General features: G+C 73.1%; 17 protein-coding genes. 9 read left to right on the top strand and 8 right to left on the bottom strand.

The window, feature by feature from the left end; genetic code table 11:
- Positions 1-86 precede the first annotated feature (86 nt).
- Positions 87-707 carry a dihydrofolate reductase family protein gene (locus OG595_RS07305; protein WP_329269140.1) on the top strand — a complete coding sequence of 207 codons (621 nt, stop codon included), beginning with the start codon at positions 87-89 and terminating at the stop codon, positions 705-707.
- Positions 708-737: 30 nt separating this feature from the next.
- Here the strand turns inward: OG595_RS07305 and OG595_RS07300 are convergent, their stop codons facing one another.
- Genes OG595_RS07300 through OG595_RS07290 form a run of 3 tightly spaced genes read right to left on the bottom strand, consistent with a single transcriptional unit; the run spans position 738 to position 4,258 of the window.
- Entirely contained in the window at positions 738-1,550 is an 813-nt protein-coding gene (locus OG595_RS07300; RefSeq protein ID WP_329269138.1) for a phosphatase PAP2 family protein, read from the bottom strand.
- Positions 1,551-1,555: 5 nt separating this feature from the next.
- Entirely contained in the window at positions 1,556-2,509 is a 954-nt protein-coding gene (locus OG595_RS07295) for a YihY/virulence factor BrkB family protein (RefSeq protein WP_329269136.1), read from the bottom strand.
- Positions 2,510-4,258 carry a diacylglycerol kinase family protein gene (locus OG595_RS07290; RefSeq protein ID WP_329269133.1) on the bottom strand — a complete coding sequence of 583 codons (1,749 nt, stop codon included), beginning with the start codon at positions 4,256-4,258 and terminating at the stop codon, positions 2,510-2,512.
- Between the two features lie 301 nt (positions 4,259-4,559).
- Here OG595_RS07290 and OG595_RS07285 point away from each other — a divergent pair, with 301 nt between their 5' ends.
- Complete coding sequence (locus tag OG595_RS07285) at positions 4,560-4,736, top strand: hydrophobic protein (RefSeq protein WP_329269130.1); 177 nt, start codon at positions 4,560-4,562, stop codon at positions 4,734-4,736.
- Positions 4,737-5,084: 348 nt separating this feature from the next.
- On the opposite strand, the gene OG595_RS07280 is transcribed toward OG595_RS07285, so the two are convergent.
- Positions 5,085-5,480, bottom strand: a complete 396-nt coding sequence (locus tag OG595_RS07280) for a ribonuclease domain-containing protein (protein WP_329269128.1) — start codon at positions 5,478-5,480, stop codon at positions 5,085-5,087.
- A 111-nt stretch (positions 5,481-5,591) separates the two neighbouring features.
- Complete coding sequence (locus tag OG595_RS07275; protein ID WP_329269126.1) at positions 5,592-5,792, bottom strand: hypothetical protein; 201 nt, start codon at positions 5,790-5,792, stop codon at positions 5,592-5,594.
- Between the two features lie 178 nt (positions 5,793-5,970).
- Here OG595_RS07275 and OG595_RS07270 point away from each other — a divergent pair, with 178 nt between their 5' ends.
- Positions 5,971-7,326, top strand: a complete 1,356-nt coding sequence (locus OG595_RS07270) for a sensor histidine kinase (RefSeq protein WP_329269124.1) — start codon at positions 5,971-5,973, stop codon at positions 7,324-7,326.
- A 79-nt stretch (positions 7,327-7,405) separates the two neighbouring features.
- Here the strand turns inward: OG595_RS07270 and OG595_RS07265 are convergent, their stop codons facing one another.
- A complete protein-coding gene (locus OG595_RS07265) occupies positions 7,406-8,440 on the bottom strand; it encodes an aldo/keto reductase (protein WP_329269123.1) in 1,035 nt (344 codons plus the stop codon).
- Positions 8,441-8,535: 95 nt separating this feature from the next.
- Here OG595_RS07265 and OG595_RS07260 point away from each other — a divergent pair, with 95 nt between their 5' ends.
- A complete protein-coding gene (locus OG595_RS07260; RefSeq protein WP_329269121.1) occupies positions 8,536-9,216 on the top strand; it encodes a response regulator transcription factor in 681 nt (226 codons plus the stop codon).
- 300 nt (positions 9,217-9,516) lie between these two features.
- Here the strand turns inward: OG595_RS07260 and OG595_RS07255 are convergent, their stop codons facing one another.
- Complete coding sequence (locus OG595_RS07255) at positions 9,517-10,530, bottom strand: Gfo/Idh/MocA family protein (RefSeq protein WP_329269119.1); 1,014 nt, start codon at positions 10,528-10,530, stop codon at positions 9,517-9,519.
- A 118-nt stretch (positions 10,531-10,648) separates the two neighbouring features.
- Between OG595_RS07255 and OG595_RS07250 the strand changes: the two genes are divergently transcribed.
- The 5 genes from OG595_RS07250 (at position 10,649) to OG595_RS07230 (ending at position 18,441) form a co-directional block, all read left to right on the top strand.
- Positions 10,649-11,398: a GntR family transcriptional regulator gene (locus OG595_RS07250; RefSeq protein WP_329282711.1), complete on the top strand. Its 750-nt coding sequence runs from the start codon at positions 10,649-10,651 to the stop codon at positions 11,396-11,398.
- Positions 11,399-11,549: 151 nt separating this feature from the next.
- On the top strand, positions 11,550-12,737 hold the full coding sequence (locus OG595_RS07245; protein WP_329269116.1) for an ROK family glucokinase: 1,188 nt from the start codon (positions 11,550-11,552) through the stop codon (positions 12,735-12,737).
- On the top strand, positions 12,734-13,336 hold the full coding sequence (locus OG595_RS07240) for a sugar kinase (protein WP_329269114.1): 603 nt from the start codon (positions 12,734-12,736) through the stop codon (positions 13,334-13,336). The genes OG595_RS07245 and OG595_RS07240 overlap by 4 nt, the downstream gene beginning before the upstream one ends.
- 114 nt (positions 13,337-13,450) lie before the next feature.
- Positions 13,451-16,282, top strand: coding sequence for a DEAD/DEAH box helicase (locus OG595_RS07235; RefSeq protein WP_329269111.1), 2,832 nt, complete (start codon positions 13,451-13,453; stop codon positions 16,280-16,282).
- Positions 16,282-18,441 (top strand): SWIM zinc finger family protein, encoded by a 2,160-nt coding sequence (locus OG595_RS07230; protein ID WP_443072979.1) that lies wholly within the window; start codon positions 16,282-16,284, stop codon positions 18,439-18,441. The genes OG595_RS07235 and OG595_RS07230 overlap by 1 nt, the downstream gene beginning before the upstream one ends.
- Positions 18,442-18,694: 253 nt before the next feature.
- Here the strand turns inward: OG595_RS07230 and OG595_RS07225 are convergent, their stop codons facing one another.
- Entirely contained in the window at positions 18,695-19,423 is a 729-nt protein-coding gene (locus OG595_RS07225; protein WP_329269109.1) for a spermidine synthase, read from the bottom strand.
- Positions 19,424-19,493: the final 70 nt, after the last annotated feature.

Here is a 19,493-nt window from a genome sequence, read left to right as displayed (position 1 = left end):
CCGAGGTCCGCCCGCCGATGAGTCGCGGGCGCCGACGGGGTCCGAGGTGATGGAGGCAGACCCCTCCGAGAGAGCCGGCATCCGCCATGGGCACCCTCACCTCCTTCGTCACCCTCGACGGCGTCTACCAGGCCCCCGGAGGCCTCAAGGAGGACCCGCGGGACGGCTTCGAACAGGGCGGCTGGAGTGTCCCGTACGGGGACGAGGACTTCGGCCGGTTCGTGGAGGAGGTCTTCGGCCGCGTCGACGCGTTCCTCCTGGGCCGCCGTACGTACGACATCTTCGCCTCGTACTGGCCCGAGGTCACCGACCCCGCCGACCCGGTCGCGTCCCGGCTGAACTCCCTGCCGAAGTACGTGGCCTCCGCGAGCCTCCAGGACCCCGAGTGGGCCGGCACGACCGTGCTGGGCGGTGACCTCGGCAAAGAGGTCACCGCTCTCAAGGAGCGCACCGGCCGTGAGGTGCAGGTGCACGGCAGCGGAGCCCTCGCCCAGTCCCTCCTCGCCCTCGGTCTCGTCGACAGGGTGCATCTGCTGACCTTCCCGGTCGTCCTCGGCGCCGGGCGCCGCCTCTTCGCGGAGGGCGCCGTCCCGACCGCCTTCCGGCACGTCGGCGGCCGGACCACCGAGGCGGGCGTCTCCACCCAGACGTACGAGTTCGCGGGCCGCCCGGAGTACGGCACGTACGAGCTTCCGAAGAACGCGTGACCCGGGTGCGGGAGTCTCCCGGCCCGGCCGTCAGCCGCGCACGGATCCGTCGGCACGCTCCCGGCCGGACGGGCCGGGTTCGGGGTGGGCGTCGGTGAGTTCGGGCTCCAGGCCCTCCCGCAACCGGGCACGGCCGCGGCCCGCGTCGCTGCGCCAGGCCTCGAAGGCCCAGGCGGTGAGGGCGACGACGGCGAGGCCCAGCAGCCAGCCGCCCACGACATCGCTGAACCAGTGCACGCCGAGCGCGATCCGGGTGAAGCCGACGCCCAGCACGGACCCGACCGCCGCGCACCAGCACAGCGCCCGCGCAGCGCGCGGCACCATGGGCAACAGGACCAGCAGCAGGACGGCGAACGAGGTGGTCGCGGTCATCGCGTGACCCGAGGGGAAGGAGAATCCCGGGGCGTGCGCGACCGGGTCCACCAGGGACGGTCTGGCCCGCTCGACCACGACTTTGACCAGGAGCCCCACCAACCCGCCGGTCACGGCCGTCACCGCGGACCAGGCGGCGAGGCGCCAGGCCCGGCGGTACAGCAGCCACACCGTCAGCAGCGCGACGACCGTCCGCAGGGTGAACGGGTCCCACACCCGGTCGGACAGGAAACGCAGGGTGTCCGTCCACGCCGGGTGTTCGAGGGCTGCCTCGTGCAACCGCCGTGCCGCGCCCGCGTCGAGACGGCGCAGCGGCTCCCAGTGGCCCTCGACCAGGACGAGCAGCAGGCCGAAGGGGACGGCGGCGACCGCGGCGACCGCGGCCGAACCGAGCAGGCGGACGCCGAATCTGCGGTCGGCCGCCCGGCGACGACGGTCACGGAGGCGCTGGGCCGTGGCGCGGATCACCATGCGGATCAGACTCCCGGGTCGGCTGTGATCGGACCGGGCCGCAGAGCCCGCGCGGCCTCCAGCTGCGCGGCGAACGACAGGCCCAGAAAGAGGGCGATGGAGGTCAGGTAGGCCCAGATGAGCAGCGACATGAAGGCGCTGAGCGGACCGTAGACCGCGTCGAAGGACCCGCTGATCCCCAAATACAGGCTCAGCAGCCAGGTCAGGGCCGTCCACAGCACGAGATACACGGCGGCACCGAAGGCCAGCCAGGTGTAGCCGGGCTGCCGGCGCCGGGGGGAACGGCGGAAGATCACGCTGGCCGAGAGAAGGGCGAGCAGCAGGCCGAAGGGCCAGCGCAGCATCTCGCAGACGGTCCTGGCGTCGCCGTCGAGGTGATACACCGTCACAGCGGCGGCGGCCAGGTCGCCCCCGGCCACCATCATGATGAACCCGAGGCCGAGCGGGATACCCGCGCCGAGGGCCATCGCGAGCCCGCGCAGGTACTTCTGGCGGAAGGGGCGGTCCCGTTCGTTGCCGTAGATCCGGTTGGCGCCGCGTTCGATCTGGCACATCGCGGTGGTGACGTTGACCATGGAGAAGAGCAGGCCGAACCAGAGGGCGATCTGGGCACCGTTGCCCGCACTGCGGCGGCTGCGGTCCAGCGCGTCGTCGACGACGTCGGCGCTGGGCCCCTGTGCGAGCCGGTGGATGGTCAGTTCGGCTAGCCGGCCGATGTTCTCCGTGTGCAGCGCGCTGGACAGCCCTACGAAGGCGATGGCCAGCGGGATCACCGACAGCACCGTCTGAAGGGCGAGCGCACGGGAATGGCTGAAGCCGTCTGCGTAGCGGAACCGGACGAAGGAGTCGCGCAGCAGCGGCCAGCGGCCGTAGCGGCGCAGCGACGCCAGCGCCTCGTCGGCCGAGAGTTCGTCGCCGGTCATGTCGCGGGTCTCGGGGACCTTGGTGGCGGTGCCCATTCACTTCTCCCGGGTGGGCAGCAGGACGGTCAGCGCACCGGGCCTGACCTCGGCGGTGAGACGTCGGCCGTGGGACATCGGGTCCCCGTCGACTTCACGCGACTGCGGCGCGGCGAAGGTGAGTTCGGCCCGCCGGAAGGTGAGGAACTCCACCGGGACGCCCTTGGCGCCGGTGCCCTCGGGGACCAGGTGGTCCACGGTCGTGGGCCGTGAGTTCCGCCCGCGGCCGCGCATCAGGATGCCCAGGGCGCGCATCCAGCCGCCGGGGCCGCGCGGGTCGAGGATCAGCAGGTCGAGCAGTCCGTCGTCGGGCCGGGCCGCCGGGAGGAGGGTGAGACCGCCCTGCACGGTGCCGACGTTGGCGAGGAGCACCATGCGGGCAGTGCGGTGCAGGACGGGCGCGTCGTCGAGCCGGACCGTCAGCCGCATCCGGGGTGTGCGCAGGGTGGCGACGGTGGCGAGGGCGTAGGCGGGCCAGCCCACGGCGGACTTGGCGCGGTCGTCGGTGTGCTCCAGCATCGCGGCGTCGAGACCGGCCCCGGACATCGCCGTGAAGTGGGTGGCGGCGAGGCCGTCGCCCTCGATGCGGCCGAGGTCGAGGCGCTGCGGGCTGCCGGACAGCGCGGCGTCGAGGGCGGCGGAGGGGTTGAGCGGCAGGCCGAGGTTGCGGGCCAGCAGGTTGCCGGTGCCGCAGGGCACCACGACGAGCGGTACCCCGCTGCCGGCCAGGGCGTCCGCGGCAGCCCTGACGGTTCCGTCGCCGCCGCAGACCACGACCAGTGTCGCTCCGTCACGGACCGCGCCGGCCGCCTGGCCGCTGCCGGGATCGTCGGCGGTGGTCTCGATGAACGCCGGTGCGCGGTGGCCGTGCTGTTCGAGGACCCCTAGCAGTCTTTCGAGGGCCGCTTCGTCGGTCACCGTGGGGTTGAAGATCACGGCGGTGCTGCCGGGCTCGCGTTCCTGGACCCCGGCGGTCGCGTCGTCGAGCCCGCTCCGCGGCGGGGGGACGGCGGCCACGGACCTGTCGACGAACAGTGCGCGGCCGACGATCAGCAGGGACAGGGCGCCGTTGGCCAGTCCGCCGATCACGTCCGTGGGATGGTGCATGCCCCGGTAGAGGCGGGCGGCACCGACGACCAGCGGCAGGAGGAACAGCAGCCCGGCCAGCGGCCACCGCCACGGCCTGCGGACCCGGGACAGCACCAGCACCGCGAGTCCGGCGTAGAGCGCGGTGGCCGCGCCCGTGTGGCCGGAGGTGTAGCTGGACGTGGGTGGTGAGTCGTCGAGGCGGTGCACGTCCGGGCGGGTACGGTCCACCGACTCGGTGACAGCCAGGAACACCAGCGACTGGAGCGAGACGGCGACGGCGAGGAAGACGGCCTGACGCCACATCGGCAGCCGGGGCACGAGCAGCAGGGCCACGCAGCTCAACAGCGTGACGGCGACGACCGTGAGGGTGTTGCCCGCCTCCGAGCCGACGTACGACAGGGTGGTGAGCGGGCCCGTACGGATCCGTTCGAAGCCCTCGTTGACGTCGTCCTCGACCGTCAGCGGCCACACGTTCCGGGCGGGACCCGTGAGCAGGAGCCCGAAGCCCACCATCAGGGCGGCCTGGCAGACGGTCAGTGCGCCGATGCGCGCGGCGGTCCTGCCGATACCGCGGGGCAGGACGGGCGAGCGGCCCGGCCGGACCCCTTCGGGCCCCTTCCCGGTCGCTCCTGCGGCTCTTTCCGGTACGGCGGTCGGCATCGGGGCTCCCACAAATCGACGGCTCGCGACGGTCTTCGGCTGGGTGGCGTTCGCACCCGATCCACCGCCGTATGCCCCCGAAGCGGAGGCGCAGACGCTCCGTGATGCGGGAATCGACGACCTCGCGCCCCGCACACGCGCGGAAGGAGCCGGTGGGACACCGGCCGACGACCCGCCGCCGGACACCGCTCCTCGTCGCCCACGGGCAGCCCGGTCGAATGCCCCGGGCAGCGGATAAGAAACAGATAAATTTCCGGCGTGTACGGAGATCAGGCCCGGGCACACGGCGGGACGGAGGTTGATGACAATGGTTCCCCTGATACTGGTCCTGCTGCTCGTCCTGATCCTCTTCGGCGCCGGGTTCGCCCTCAAGGCCCTGTGGTGGATCGCCGTGATCGTCCTGGTGATCTGGCTGGCCGGATTCCTCGCCCGCTCCACCGGAGCAGGCGGGCGGCGTGGCCGCTGGTACCGCTGGTAGGAGGCGTTCACCGGACGCCGTATGCGGGTGGGGGGTGCACTGATCGCCGGTGCGCCCCCCATCGTCATGCCGGGGTCCGGCACCTCTGCCCGCAAGGGCCGGCGGACGGCTGGAACGCCGTGATCAAGGCCGGTCCTGAGTTGCCGTTGCCGGAGGCCGCGTCACGCGCGCGGGACGTCGCCGCGGCGTGTGGCGCTCTGTGGCGCTCTGGCGGTCTGTGGAAGTGACGCGTGCGCGTCGTCGGTGGCCGCTGGAGGCCCGGCCGCGTGCCGGGCCGGACCTCCAGCGGGTGGCGCCGTTCCTGTGGCTGAGCCGTGGGGGACTCGCCCGGGACCGAGCCGTGGGGACTCAGCAGCCGTAGTCGATGAGGTCGAACGAGGCGTAGTGGTCGGAGGTGTAGTAGTCCTCCTGGTACTCCTCACCGGTGATGATGCGCCGCGCGCCGCGCGTCGAGGAACCAGGGGTCTTGACGGTGTACTCGTGGTAGTAGCCGGTGCTCTGGCTGGGCAGGAGCCGCTCGCGGTTCTGGAAGACGCCGCCGTCCTGCGAGTACGGGTAGGGGCCGCCCTTCGCGATCAGGTTGAGCGTGGTGTAGGCCTGCGACGGCAGGTCGTCGTAGCAGATGCTGCCGACCGCCGAGGTGGCGGCGCCCGCAGTGCCGGCGGTGACGCCACCGCCGACCAGGAGAGCGGACAGGACAGCGACCGAGGTGCCGATACGAGTGATCCGTGGGGGGAATCTCATGACGTCATGATGACGCGCGTAGATAGTGGCATGTCAATGACAACTCCGGAGATTTTCCCGGCAAGTCCGATGAGTTTTCGGGAAGTTAACCTGGCGCATGGCGTCTCCATGTCACCCGGGCTTCCGGCTCTCGGCGGCGGCGAACAGCGCGAACGACAGCACGAGCAGGGCCACGCTCGCGTAGATCTCGTAACCGTCGAGAAAGCCGAGTTTCTGCACGAGACCCCACCGCAGATCGGCGAAGGCGTACAGCAGGCCCGCGGCGCCCTGCACCAGGGCGATGAAACCGGCGATCTCCAGTAAATGTCTCATGTCGAGATCCTTGCTCCGCGGGCTCTCCGCTCCCATCGGCCGCAGGGCGAGGCGCCCTCCCCCCAAGTCGCCGGTCGTTGCCGCGAGGGGCGCCGAAAGTCTGCGGCGGTGCGACTTTGGTCGACGATCACGGCTCGGCGGGGGTGGCGCGGGCCGTCACTGCGTAGATTTGTCGACCGTGAGTGGTGACAGACCGGCATCCGTTCCCGAGGCCCCGACGGCGTTCCCGGGGCGGCGGTGGCTCTTCCCGTCGGCCGTGCTCGACGAACTCGATCACGACCCCGGCTCCGATCGTGGTCCCCGTCCCGGTTCCCGCTCCGGGAGAGAGGCGACCGGGTGGTTCGCAAGGTCCGCGCGACCCCGGCGCACCGCGCGCGACTGGGTCGTCGACTTCACCTGCTTCCTGCTGGCCGTCCTCGTCGGAGTGCTGGGCGCCGACGCCCTCGCCGGAGACCCGAACACCCCGCACGCCCTCGCCGCCGTCGACCAGTGGCTCGGCGCCCTCTCCTGCGCCGCCGTATGGCTGCGGCGCCGCTGGCCGCTCGGCCTCGCCGTCGCGATGCTCGCGGTCAGCCTCGTGTCGAGCACCGCGGGCGGTGCCGGCCTGGTCGCCCTCTTCTCCCTCGCCGTGCACCGGCCCTTCCGGTACGTCGGCCTGGTCGGCGGTGCCTCCGTCGCTGTGCTGCCGCTCTTCTACTGGCTGCGCCCCGACCCGGACCTGCCGTACTTCGTCTCGGTGGTCCTCAGCGTCCTGCTGACCGCGACCGCGGTCGGCTGGGGCATGTTCGTGCGGTCCAAGCGGCAGCTCATGGTGAGCCTGCGGGACCGGCTGCGACGGGCCGAGACGGAGGCGGTGCTGCGCGCGGAGCAGGCGCAGCGGCTCGCCCGCGAGGCCATCGCGCGGGAGATGCACGACGTGCTCGCCCATCGGCTCACCCTGCTGAGCGTCCACGCCGGCGCCCTGGAGTTCCGGCCCGACGCACCCCGCGAGGAGGTCGCGCGGGCCGCCGGGGTCATCCGGGAGAGCGCGCACGACGCCCTCCAGGACCTGCGGGAGATCATCGGCGTCCTGCGGGCAGGCGACGCGGAGGAGGCGGGGCGCCCGCAGCCGACGCTGGCCGCGCTCGACACCCTGGTGAGCGAATCCCGCGAGGCCGGCATGAAGATCGTGCTGGACAGCCGCGTGAGGGCGCCGGCCGCCGTCCCCGCCTCCATCGGCCGCACCGCCTACCGGATCGTCCAGGAGGGCCTCACGAACGCGCGCAAGCATGCCCCGGGCGCCGAGGTCACGGTCTCCCTCGCGGGCGCCCCGGGCGACGGCCTGACCGTCTCCGTGCGCAATCCCGCGCCCCCGGGAAGGGTCCCGCACGTCCCCGGTTCCGGACAGGGCCTCATCGGCCTGACCGAGCGCGCGACACTGGCGGGCGGCCGGCTGGAGCACGGCGCGGAGGCGGACGGGGCCGACAGCGGCGGTGGGGGCGCGGGCGGGGCCGGAGGATTCGCCGTCCGGGCCTGGCTGCCGTGGGGTGCCTGACCAACCCCGTCGTCGAACCTCTGGAGAACGTGAGAAGCCGACGAACCTCTCTGGAAGGGTTTCGGCGGAGAGGGCGCTGTCAGGCGCGCACCGTACGCGGCACCACCCGTTGGCCCGCCTCCCCGTACACCCAGGCAGAGGTCTCCTCGATGAACTCGGTCGGGAAGCCGGGCCGGAACCCGGTGGTCTCGTCGAGTCCCGCCACCAGGTCGGCGGGGAGCGTCAGTTCGGCCGCGCCGAGGTTGTCCGTGAGCTGCTCGACCCGGCGCGCGCCGACGATCGGGTGCACGGCGGGGGAGTGCGCCATGGTCCACGCGATGGCCACCTGCGCGGGGGACGCGCCGAGTTCGTCCGCCGCCGACTGCACCGCCCGCGCCACCGTGTGCTCGCGCTCGCCGATCGCGTCCGCGGACAGCCGTACCGACTCGTCGGGGGCGATGCCCCGCGCGCGTGTGTACTTGCCGGACAGGATGCCGTTCTGCAGCGGACTCCAGGCCGCGACCGACATCCCGAACGCCTCGGCCATCGGCAGCAGTTCGCGCTCGATGTCCCGGTTGAGCAGGCTGTACGGCACCTGCAGCGCGGCGAACTGCGACCAGCCCCGCCACTCCGCGAGGGTGTTGGCCCGGGACACCACCCAGGCAGGGGCGTCCGAGATGCCGACGTACAGCACCTTCCCGGAGCGCACGGCGTCGTCGAGGGCGCGCATGGTCTCCTCGACGGGCGTGGCGCGGTCCCAGATGTGCACCCAGTAGATGTCGACGTAGTCCGTGCCGAGGCGGCGCAGGCTCGTTTCCAGGGACAGCGTCAGGTTCTTGCGGTGGTTGCCGGCGGCGTTGGGGTCGGCGCCGTCGCGCGAGATCGTGTACTTCGTGGACAGTACGAGCCGGTCGCGCCGCCCTCTGAGGAGTTCGCCCAGCATCGTCTCGCTCGCACCGCCGCGGTAGTTGATCGCGGTGTCGACGACGTTCCCGCCGGCGTCCTCGTACGCGTCGAGGATCCGCGCGCACTCCCCCTTGGGTGCCCCCACCCCGCCCTGGTCGCCGAAGGTCATGGCCCCCAGGAAGAGCTCGGAGACCCGCAGACCGGTCCGGCCCAGCAGTCGGTAGCGCACGAAAGTCCCCTCGCCTCACGGGTGTTCAGGTCGGCAATGTAGCCCGCGCCACCCGTGTACGTCCGGGCGCCGCACAACCGTGATTACGTAGGGCCATGACCGTGATCAGACTGCTCCTCGTCGACGACGACCCCCTGGTACGGGCGGGCCTGTCCTTGATGTTGGGCGGCGCGGACGACATCGAGATCGTCGGCGAGGCCGCCGACGGCAGCGAGGTCGAGGCGCTCGTCGGCCGCACCCGCCCGGACGTCGTGCTCATGGACATCCGGATGCCGACGATGGACGGCCTCGCCGCCACCGAGCGCCTGCGGGCCCTCCGGGACGCCCCGCAGGTCGTGGTCCTCACCACCTTCCACGCCGACGACCAGGTACTGCGCGCCCTGCGCGCGGGCGCCGCCGGCTTCGTCCTCAAGGACACCCCGCCCGCCGAGATCCTCGCCGCGGTACGCCGTGTCGCGGCCGGGGACCCCGTGCTGTCGCCCGCCGTGACCCGCCAGCTGATGGCCCACGCGGCGGGCGGCACGGCCGACACCCGGCGGGCCGGCGCCCGGGAGCGGATCCGCGCGCTGAACGACCGGGAACGCGAGGTCGCGGTCGCCGTCGGCCGGGGCCGGTCGAACGCCGAGACCGCCGCCGCCCTGTTCATGAGCGTCGCCACCGTCAAGACCCACGTCTCCCGCATCCTCGCCAAGCTCGGCCTCAACAACCGGGTGCAGATCGCCCTGTTGGCGTACGACGCCGGACTCCTGGAGGAAGACGGGCAGAACGGGCCCTAGCGGGCACGGCACACGTTCTCATGACGGCCGGTCAGGTCGTGACGGGTTCAGGACGGACCAGTATCCGGTGTACGCCCGTCTGCGGGCCCGAGGCCCGGTGCACCGTGTACGGCTGCCGCACACGGACACGCGTCACGTCCCCGGCTCGTCGTCGGCCTTCACTGCTGTCACTGCCTGGGCGCTCCACCGGCCCGTCCCGAAGGGCGCACGGCGATGCGCACGCCGCTGGACCGCGCCCCGGCCCTGGCCGGTCCACCCGGCGACCGGCTCCCGGGCGTCCGCTGTCGCCCTGCCCCGCTCTCAGCTCCACCCGCCCTGGATCTCCGCGAGGTGCACGGGCCTGCGCTCCCGTCTGGACAGTTCGCAGGCCTCCGCGACGCGCAGGGCCTGAAGTGCCTCCCGGCCGTCGCACGGGTTGGCGCGTTCGCCGCGCACCACCTCGACGAAGGCCGACAGCTCGTCCTCGTAGGCGGGGCCGAAGCGCTCCAGGAAGCCGGTCCACGGCTTGCTCGCGGCAGGCGGTCCGGCCGGTTCGGTGGACGCGATGGGCGTACGGTCGTCCAGCCCGGCGCAGATCTGGTCCAGTTCCCCGGCCAGCTCCATGCGGACGTCGTAGCCCGCGCCGTTCATGCGCGTCGCCGTCGCCGTGGCGAGCGTGCCGTCGTCCAGGGTGAGGACCGCGGCGGCCGTACCGATGTCGCCGGCTTCGCGGAACATCGAGGGCCCGGCGTCCGACCCGGTCGCGTACACCTCGGTGATCTCGCGCCCCGTCACCCAGCGCAGGATGTCGAAGTCGTGGATCAGGGTGTCCCGGTACAACCCGCCGGACAGCGGCAGATACTCCGGCGGCGGTGGCGTCTGGTCCGACGTCATCATGCGGACGGTGTGCAGTCGGCCGAGTTTCCCGGAGCGCACGGCCTCGCGGGCGCCCGTGTACCCGGTGTCGAAGCGGCGCTGGAAGCCCATCTGGAGGATGGTGCCGGCCGCCTCCACCTCGGCGATCGCGGCCAGAGTGGCGGGAAGATCCAGCGCTATGGGCTTCTCGCAGAACACCGGGAGACCCGAGCGTGCTGCCCGACCGATCAGTTCGGCGTGGGCCGAGGTGGCGGCTGTGATCACCACGGCGTCCACGCCCCAGGTGAAGATCTCGTCGACACCCGGTGCGGCCGTGGCTCCTAAGCGGTGCGCCAGATCCTGTGCCCGCCCGACGTCCGCGTCCGTGACGATGAGGGAGCCCCCCACCTCGCGGTGGCGGCTGAGGGTGTTCGCGTGGAATGTGCCGATACGGCCCGTCCCGATGACTCCGATGCGCATGAGAACCAAACTGGGGTCCGACCAGGCACGCTGTCAATGCGTATGTCCGGACAACCGAACTACACAACTTCCCGTCAACAATCCTCGGAGCTACGCTCGGGCCGTGCCGAAACCAGATGTGGGTCCGACAGCGCCGCTGGAACTCAGTGTGGACCGGAGCAGTCCGGTACCGCTCTACTTCCAGCTGTCCCAGCAGCTCGAAGCCGCGATCGAGCACGGAGCACTCACCCCCGGCAGTCTGCTGGGCAACGAGATAGAGCTGGCCGGGCGACTCGGCCTGTCCCGCCCCACGGTGCGCCAGGCCATCCAGTCCCTCGTGGACAAGGGCCTGCTCGTACGCCGCCGGGGCGTCGGCACGCAGGTCGTGCACAGCCAGGTGAAGCGCCCCCTGGAACTGAGCAGCCTGTACGACGACCTGGAGGCGGCCGGCCAGCGCCCCGCGACCAAAGTCCTCGTCAACACGGTCGTGCCGGCCTCCGCCGAGGTCGCCGCCGCGCTCAACGTGGCCGAGGGCAGCGACGTGCACCGCGTGGAACGGCTGCGGCTGTCGCACGGCGAGCCGATGGCGTACCTCTGCAACTATCTCCCGCCCGGACTGTTCGACCTGGACACCGGCCAACTGGAGGCTACCGGCCTGTACCGGCTGATGCGCGCCGCCGGAATCACCCTGCACAGCGCCCGCCAGTCGATCGGCGCGCGCGGGGCCATGGCCGAGGAGGCGGAACGCCTCACCGAGCGCGAGGGCGCCCCCCTGCTCACGATGCAGCGCACGACGTTCGACGACACGGGCCGCGCGGTCGAGTTCGGCACCCACACGTACCGCCCGACGCGCTATTCGTTCGAATTCCAACTCCTGGTACGCCCCTAGGGGAGGAAAGGGGCGCAGCCTCCTTTCCTCCCCTAGGGGCGCGGGGAACTGCGCGAGCAACCACACTCCACCCGCACCCGGCAACCAACCCGCACCCCCCATCGCTCCCCCGCAACGCACCCGCCTTGCCGGTGAGGCAGAATCACTCCCGATGAGCAGCTACCGCGACCTCGCACTCCCCAGGGCACTGGCCGGCTCCGCCCGAGAGGGCAGCGCCCCCATCGGCTCCCGCCGAGCCCCCGCCCTGCGCACCGTCGGCACGCGTGAGCGCCGTTCGCACCTCACCGCCCCCCGTGTGCCCACCGTCGGCATCGACATCGGCGGCACCAAGGTGATGGCGGGAGTGGTCGACGCCGACGGCAACATCCTGGAGAAGCTCCGTACGGAGACGCCCGACAAGTCCAAGAGCCCCAAGGTCGTCGAGGACACCATCGTCGAACTGGTCCTGGACCTGTCCGACCGGCACGACGTGCACGCGGTCGGCATCGGCGCGGCCGGCTGGGTCGACGCCGACCGCAACCGGATCCTGTTCGCGCCCCACCTGTCGTGGCGCAACGAGCCCCTGAGGGACCGCATCTCGGGCCGTCTCGCCGTCCCCGTCCTGGTCGACAACGACGCCAACGCCGCCGCCTGGGCCGAGTGGCGCTTCGGCGCCGGGCGCGGCGAGGACGACCTCGTCATGATCACGCTCGGCACCGGCATCGGCGGCGCGATCCTGGAGGACGGCCACGTCAAGCGCGGCAAGTTCGGCGTCGCCGGCGAGTTCGGCCATATGCAGGTCGTGCCCGGCGGCCACCGCTGCCCGTGCGGCAACCGCGGCTGCTGGGAGCAGTACAGCTCCGGGAACGCCCTGGTCAGAGAAGCACGCGAACTCGCGGCGGCCGACTCCCCGGTGGCGTACGGGATCATCGAGCACGTCAAGGGCAACATCGCCGACATCACCGGTCCGATGATCACCGAGCTGGCCCGCGAGGGCGACGCCATGTGCATCGAACTGCTCCAGGACATCGGCCAGTGGCTCGGCGTCGGCATCGCCAACCTGGCCGCCGCCCTCGACCCCTCCTGCTTCGTCATCGGCGGCGGTGTCTCGGCCGCCGACGACCTGCTGATCGGCCCCGCCCGCGAGGCCTTCCGCCGTCACCTCACCGGCCGCGGCTACCGCCCCGAGGCCCGCATCGCCCGCGCCCAGCTCGGCCCCGAGGCCGGCATGGTGGGCGCCGCCGACCTCGCCCGGCTGGTCGCCCGCCGGTTCCGGCGCGCCAACCGGCGCCGCGTCGAGCGGTACGAGCGCTACGAGAAGTTCGTCGAGACCCGCCGTACCACCCAGGGGCCGCTGTGACCGCCTCCCTGCCCCGCCAGGCCATGCCGCCGGACGAGCCCCCCGGGCCGCCCGAGGAGCGCGGCCACAGGATCCGCCGCCGCGCCCTGACCCTGCTGATCATCGTGCTGCTCATCGGGGTCCCGGCCGGCTATCTGGTGATCTCCGCCAACCAGAGCCGCGACAGCGGCGAGGACAAGGAACGGAAGTGGGCGGCCCGCGGCCTCACCGAGGCCTGGCCCTCCAAGGTCCAGCGCCACATCTACGAGGTGCCCGTCCCGCGCCAGGCCGACGGCGAGGGAATCCTGTCGACGAAGGTCGCGTACTACGAGACGAACAACTGGCGTACGAGCCGCCTGTACGTCCAGTTCATGACCACGAACGCGGGGCTGGACTACTTCTTCAAGGCCATGGGCGTCCCCCGCACCAGCCTGAAGAAGGACCGGTTCTCCATCAGCGCCCGCGACCAGAAGATCGTCGGCTGGGAGTTCAAGGAGCCGGGCCCGTGGTGGGGCCTCGCCCATCCGCAGAAGAACCCGGCACCCACGCAGCACATCGTCGTGAGGTGGTCGCACCCCAACCACTACATGGTCTACGTCGTCTCGCGCACGACCCCCTGACCGGCCGCGCGACGCGCTCCGGCCCGTTTCCGGGACCGATTGTCAGACCCCGCCCGTACAGTCGAAGACGTCCGACTCGACGGACACGGCACGAGGGCGGGAGGTGACGCACGGATGAGCGACGAGACGTCGGCGACAGCGGTGGCGGACGTGTCCGTGCGCCTCGCGGCCGTCTTCCTCCCCGCCCCCCTCCCGCGCGAGGGCCGCATCGCCTTCTGGGACCCCACGGGGGACACGGGTCTACCGGGCGAAGGCGACGGTCACACGGAACTGACGGTCGTACGACGACACGGCGCCGGCGTCCGCCGCCGGACCACCCCCGCGCTGACCCTGCCCGTCGAGGCGGCGCTGCCGCTGCTCGTGCGGGCCCGCCGCGACCCCGCCGCCCACCCCGCCACGGCCTGCTGGGGCGCCGCCGCGCTGCACGCCCTGCGGCTCACGGCCCGCGGCAGGCTGCTGCCCGGGCTCACCCCCACCGGCCACGACGCCTGGCGCGCGGGCCCGCTGGACCCCGACGACATCGCCCACCTCAGGGCCATCGCCGCCGCCCTGCCGCCCGAGGGCCACGCGGTGCCACTGCCCGGCTCCGGCCCACTGCTGCTGCCCGAGCCGGAGGCCCTGCTGCGCGCCTTCCTGGACGCCGTCGCGGACACCCTGCCACGCACCCCGGCGGCTCCGTACGCGGCGGGGATGCCCTTCGCCGCGCGCCCGGCCCAGCGGCTGCCGGACGCCCACGACTGGGCGGCGGAGGTCGCCGCGGGCATGGACGCGGGCGTGCGGATCTCGCTCCGCCTCGACCTGTCGGCGTACGAACTGTTCGACGACCCCGACCGGGTGCGCACCGCGGGCGCCGCGATCGTCCAGGTGCACAGCCTCGCCGACCCCACCCTGGTGACCGACGCGGCGACCCTGTGGGCGGGCACCGCGGACGCGGCCTTCGGCACCCGCGCCCGCGTGGACGCCGCGCTCGCGGTGCGCCGCGCGGCCCGTGTCTGGCCCCCGCTCGACCGCCTCACCGAGCAGGACACGCCCGACGTCCTGGCACTCTCCGAAGAGGAGCTGTACGACCTGCTCGGGGTGGTCGCGACCAGGCTGGCCGCCGCAGGCGTCGCCGTGCACTGGCCCCGGGACCTCGCCCAGGACCTGACCGCCCAGGCGGTCGTACGCCCGGCGCCCGGCTCGGCCAAGGACGGCACCGGGTTCTTCGAGAGCGAGGAACTCCTCCAGTTCCGCTGGCAGCTGGCGCTCGGCGGGGATCCGCTCACCGAGGCCGAGATGGACCTGCTGGCGGAGGCCCACCGTCCCGTCGTACGCCTCAAGGACCAGTGGGTGCTCGTCGACCCGGCCCTCGTCCGCAAGGCACGCAAGCGCGAACTGGGCCTGCTCGACCCGGTCGACGCGCTCTCCGCCGCACTCACCGGCCGCGTGGACGTCGACGGCGAGAGCGTCGAGGCGGTCCCGGTGGGCGCGCTGGCCGCCCTGCGCGACCGGCTGACGGCCGGCATCACCGCCGTGGACCCGCCCCCGGGACTCCAGGCCCGGCTCCGTGACTACCAGCTCCGGGGACTGGCCTGGCTGGACCTCATGACCTCCCTCGGCCTCGGCGGCTGCCTCGCCGACGACATGGGGCTCGGCAAGACCATCACCGTCATCGCCCTGCATCTGCGGCGGGCCCGCAGCGAACCGACGCTGGTGGTCTGCCCGGCCTCCCTGCTGGGCAACTGGCAGCGCGAGATCAACAAGTTCGCGCCCGGCGTCCCCGTCCGCCGCTACCACGGCCCCGACCGCACCCTGGACGACATGACGGGCGGCTTCGTCCTCACGACGTACGGCACCATGCGCTCGACGGCGCCACGGCTGGCCGAACAGCCGTGGGGGATGGTCGTCGCGGACGAGGCGCAGCACGTCAAGAACCCGTACTCGGCGACGGCGAAGGCACTGCGCACGATCCCGACCCCCGCGCGCGTGGCGCTCACCGGCACCCCCGTGGAGAACAACCTCTCCGAGCTCTGGGCCCTGCTCGACTGGACGACCCCCGGCCTCCTGGGCCCCCTGAAGTCCTTCCGCGCCCGGCACGCGCGCGCGGTGGAGACCGGCGAGGACGAGGAGGCCGTGGCCCGCCTCGCCCGCCTGGTCCGCCCGTTCCTGCTGCGACGCAAGAAGTCCGACCCGGGCATCGTCCCCGAACTGCCGCCGAAGACGGAGACGGACCACCCGGTCCCCCTGACCCGCGAACAGGCCTCGCTGTACGAGGCGGTCGTGCGCGAGTCGCTGCTCGCCATCGAGACCGCGGACGGCATCGCCCGCCGGGGCCTGGTGCTGAAGCTGCTGACCTCCCTCAAGCAGATCTGCGACCACCCCGCGCTGTATCTGAAGGAGGAGACCTCCGGGTATGCCGCAGGGGACCGGCTGGCCGCCCGCTCCGGCAAACTCGCCCTGCTGGACGAGCTGCTCGACACCCTGCTCGCCGAGGACGGCTCGGCACTGGTGTTCACGCAGTACGTGGGAATGGCCCGGCTGATCACGTCCCACCTCGCGGCCCGCGCGGTCCCGGTGGAACTGCTCCACGGCGGCACCCCGGTCCCCGAGAGGGAACGCATGGTGGACCGCTTCCAGAGCGGCGCGACCCCGATCCTGATCCTCTCCCTGAAGGCCGCCGGCACCGGCCTGAACCTCACGCGCGCGGGTCATGTCATCCACTTCGACCGCTGGTGGAACCCCGCGGTCGAGGAACAGGCCACGGACCGCGCCTACCGCATCGGCCAGACCCAGCCCGTCCAGGTGCACCGTCTGATCACCGAGGGCACGGTCGAGGACCGCATCGCGGAGATGCTGGAGTCCAAGCGGGCCCTGGCCGACGCGATCCTGACCTCCGGCGAGTCGTCCTTCACGGAACTGACGGACCGGGCACTGTCCGACCTGGTCTCCCTGCGGGGGGCGGTGTGATGCCGTCGGAGGAGCACCGCGAGCCGGGGGAAGTACACGGCACGATGGGGGAGGAGCCGGCGTCGGACGGGCGCCCCCTGCCGGGCGAGGCCGACCGGGACCGGCCCGCCGACGCCGCGCGCAGGGCGTTGCGGGCGGCGCGGGAGCGCGCCGGTCAGGAGACGGCCGGGACACAGGGCGGGGTCGAGGCCGGAGCGGCTGGGACCCGGCCGGGAGACGCGGCTCGTGCCGCCCTGCGGGGCGCGACGGCACCGTCCGGTGGCCATGCCCCGGCCGCTCGGTCGGAGGCGGCGGCGGACGCGACCGGCCCGGAGGCTCTGGAGGTGCCGGCGGCGCGGACCTACACCGGGGACCGCAAGGCCGGGCGCCCCGGGGACATCGCCCGAGAGGCTCTGCGCGCCGCACGCGGGGAGTCGCGGCGTGACCGTCCGGACGCCGGGACGACGGCAGCCGAGGCCCCGCGTCGGCCCGTCCGGCCCGCGCCCGGGCGGGACCCACGTGATCGGAGTGCCGGAGACCGGAGGCGTGACGTACGGGAACTGCTCGCCGGTTCCTTCGAGTTGCCCACCGACGACTCCCCGTCGGCTCCGGTGAGGGGCCCGGAGACCCAGGACGACGGGCCGAGCACGGATCCGTCGCCACCGGTGACCGTCGGGGACGTCCTGCGTGCCGTCGCCGCCCCGGCCCCGCGAGGCGGCGGCGCGGGTGCCGGGGCTCCGGGGGCGTCCCCGGCCGGGTCGCGGGCCACCCGGAACACCCTGGGCAACCCGAACACCCTGGGCACCTCGAACAGCCGGGACACGGCCAGGATCCGGCAGGCGGCGCCGCCCGCCGAGGGTCCCCCCAACACCTCACGCCTCGTCCCCCCGTCCGCCTCGATGGCCGCCCCGGGCCGTGACGGCGAGCTGCGCCGTACCTTTCCGGCCCTGCCCGCCTCGGCGAACAGGGAGGCGTCGTCCCGGCAGGAGGCCGGCTTCGCGGAGAGCTGGTGGGGGAACGCCTGGGTGGCCGCCCTGGAGGAGGGCGCGCTGGACACCGCCCGGCTGGTGCGGGGGCGCGGGTACGCAGCGAAGGGGCACGTCGATGCCATCACCGTGACACCGGGGCTCGTGCTCGCCTACGTACAGGGCTCCCGGCCGCGCCCGTACCGCGTCCAGGTGCGGCTGCGCACCCTCGGCGACCAGGAATGGGAGCGGTTCCTGGAGGCAGCCGTCGAGCGGCCCGGGCACATCGCCGCGCTGCTCGACAAGGAGATGCCCCAGTCCCTCGCCGACTGCGGGGCGCCACTGCTGCCCGGCCCCGGCGACCTCGACCCCCTGTGCAGCTGCCCGGACTCCGGACACCCCTGCAAGCACGCGGCCGCCCTCTGCTACCAGACCGCCCGACTTCTCGACGCCGACCCCTTCGTCCTGCTCCTCCTGCGGGGCCGGGGCGAGCGGGAGGTGCTCGACGAGCTGTCCCGGCGCAACGCCGCCCGTGCCGCCCGCGCCGCTCAGGACCAGCAGCCGGGGTCCTTCCCCGGTGTCCGGGCCTCGGACGCGCTCGCTCCCCGCACTTTCCCGCCCCTCCCGGCCCCGCTGCCTGCCCGCCCGCATCCCGAACCGCCCCCGGCCTACCCGGCGTCCCCGGGCGGCCCGGACCCCTTCGCGCTGGACCAGTTGGCGACGGACGCCGCCGCCCGCGCCCACACCCTGCTCACCAGCGGCCACGACCCGGTCGGTGAGCTGACCCTGTGGCAGGACGCCGTACGTCTCGCCGCCGCCCGCCCCGGCTCCGGCCTGACCGCCGGCACCCGCGCCCTCTACTCCTCACTGGCCAGAGCAGCCGGCCGTACGTCCGCGGATCTGGCGCGCGCCGTGGCCGCCTGGCGCCAGGGCGGGCTCGACGGGCTCGCGGTCCTCGAAGAGGCCTGGGACCCGCCGGCGGGCCGGTTCGACCGCGCCCGTCCCCTACTCCTCGCCGCCGACCTCCCCGCCTTCAGGCCCCGGCGCAACCACCTCACCCACCCGCGCGGTCACATACAACTGCGCCTGGGCCGGGACGGCCTGTGGTACGCGTACGAGTCCGAACCGGGCCACGACGACTGGTGGCCCCGCGGCACCCCCGACCTGGACCCGGTCGGAGCCCTCACCGGCCTGGGCAACCCGGCGGAGCCCTGACCCGGGGCGGTGCGGTCGTCCGGCGTCGGGCCTCCGGGGAAGGGGAAGGGGGCGCGCGGCGAAGACGTAAGGCCGGATCTGCTGCCCCGCTCGGACGCTCTCGGGCCGGCAGGGCCCTCGTACGCCCGATTCGCGATGCCGCCCAGAGTGCCGGTGGCCGGGTACCGACCGTCCCAGGAGCAGAGGCGCCCGTTCCTGGCTCTGCCATGACGACGTCACGCGATCCCCGCGCGGTGTCGGCCGAACCGTTCGCCTACCGGGGGCCCGGTTCCGTGCCGGCCACGTAGACGGTGTTGGTCGAGGTGCCGCCTTGCAGCGGATTGTCGAAGTCGACGACATGGGCCGCCGACCGCGGGAAGACCTCTGCGAGCACGGAGGCGAACTGCTCGTCCGGCGGGTCGTTCGACCACAGGGCGAAGATCCCGCCCGGGTGGAGGTGCCGGGCGAGAGCGCGGAGCCCCGCGGGCCGGTAGAGGGCCGCGTGACGCGGGTGCAGCACATGGCGGGGCGAATGGTCGACATCCAGCAGGACGGCGTGGAAGCGGCGGCCCGGCTCGCTCGGGTCCAGCCCGCCCGGGTCGGCCGCCATCGCGAAGAAGTCGCCTTGGACCAGGCGGCAGCGGGCGTCCGAGGTCAGCCGGTCGCCGAGCGGTACGAGACCCCGCTGATGCCAGTCGATCACCTCGGCGAGCGTGTCGATCACGGCCAGGGAGCGCACCCGGGGGTCGTCCAGCACGGCCTGGGCGGTGTAACCGAGTCCGAGTCCGCCGACGGCGACGTCCAGTTCGGTGCCGGTCAGTTCCGCCAGTCCGAGTTCCGCGAGCGCGATCTCGCCGGCTGTGAAGAGGCTGGACATCAGGAACTCGTCGCCGAGCTTCACCTCGTACACATCGGCGCCCGACACCGGGTCGCGCCGGCGCCGCAGGCTGATGTCGCCCATCGGTGTGGGGCGCCAGTCGATCTCCTGGAAGCGCGCGCTCATACGTTTACCTTTCTGACGCACCGTCGGTGCTCGAAGCCAGTGCCTGGAACGCGGCTCGGCGCGGGTGAGG

Source organism: Streptomyces sp. NBC_01451 (assembly GCF_036227485.1).
In the GTDB taxonomy this organism is placed as follows: domain Bacteria; phylum Actinomycetota; class Actinomycetes; order Streptomycetales; family Streptomycetaceae; genus Streptomyces.
The sequence above is the reverse complement of the archived record's forward strand: the minus strand, read 5'-3'. Positions and strand labels throughout refer to the sequence as shown.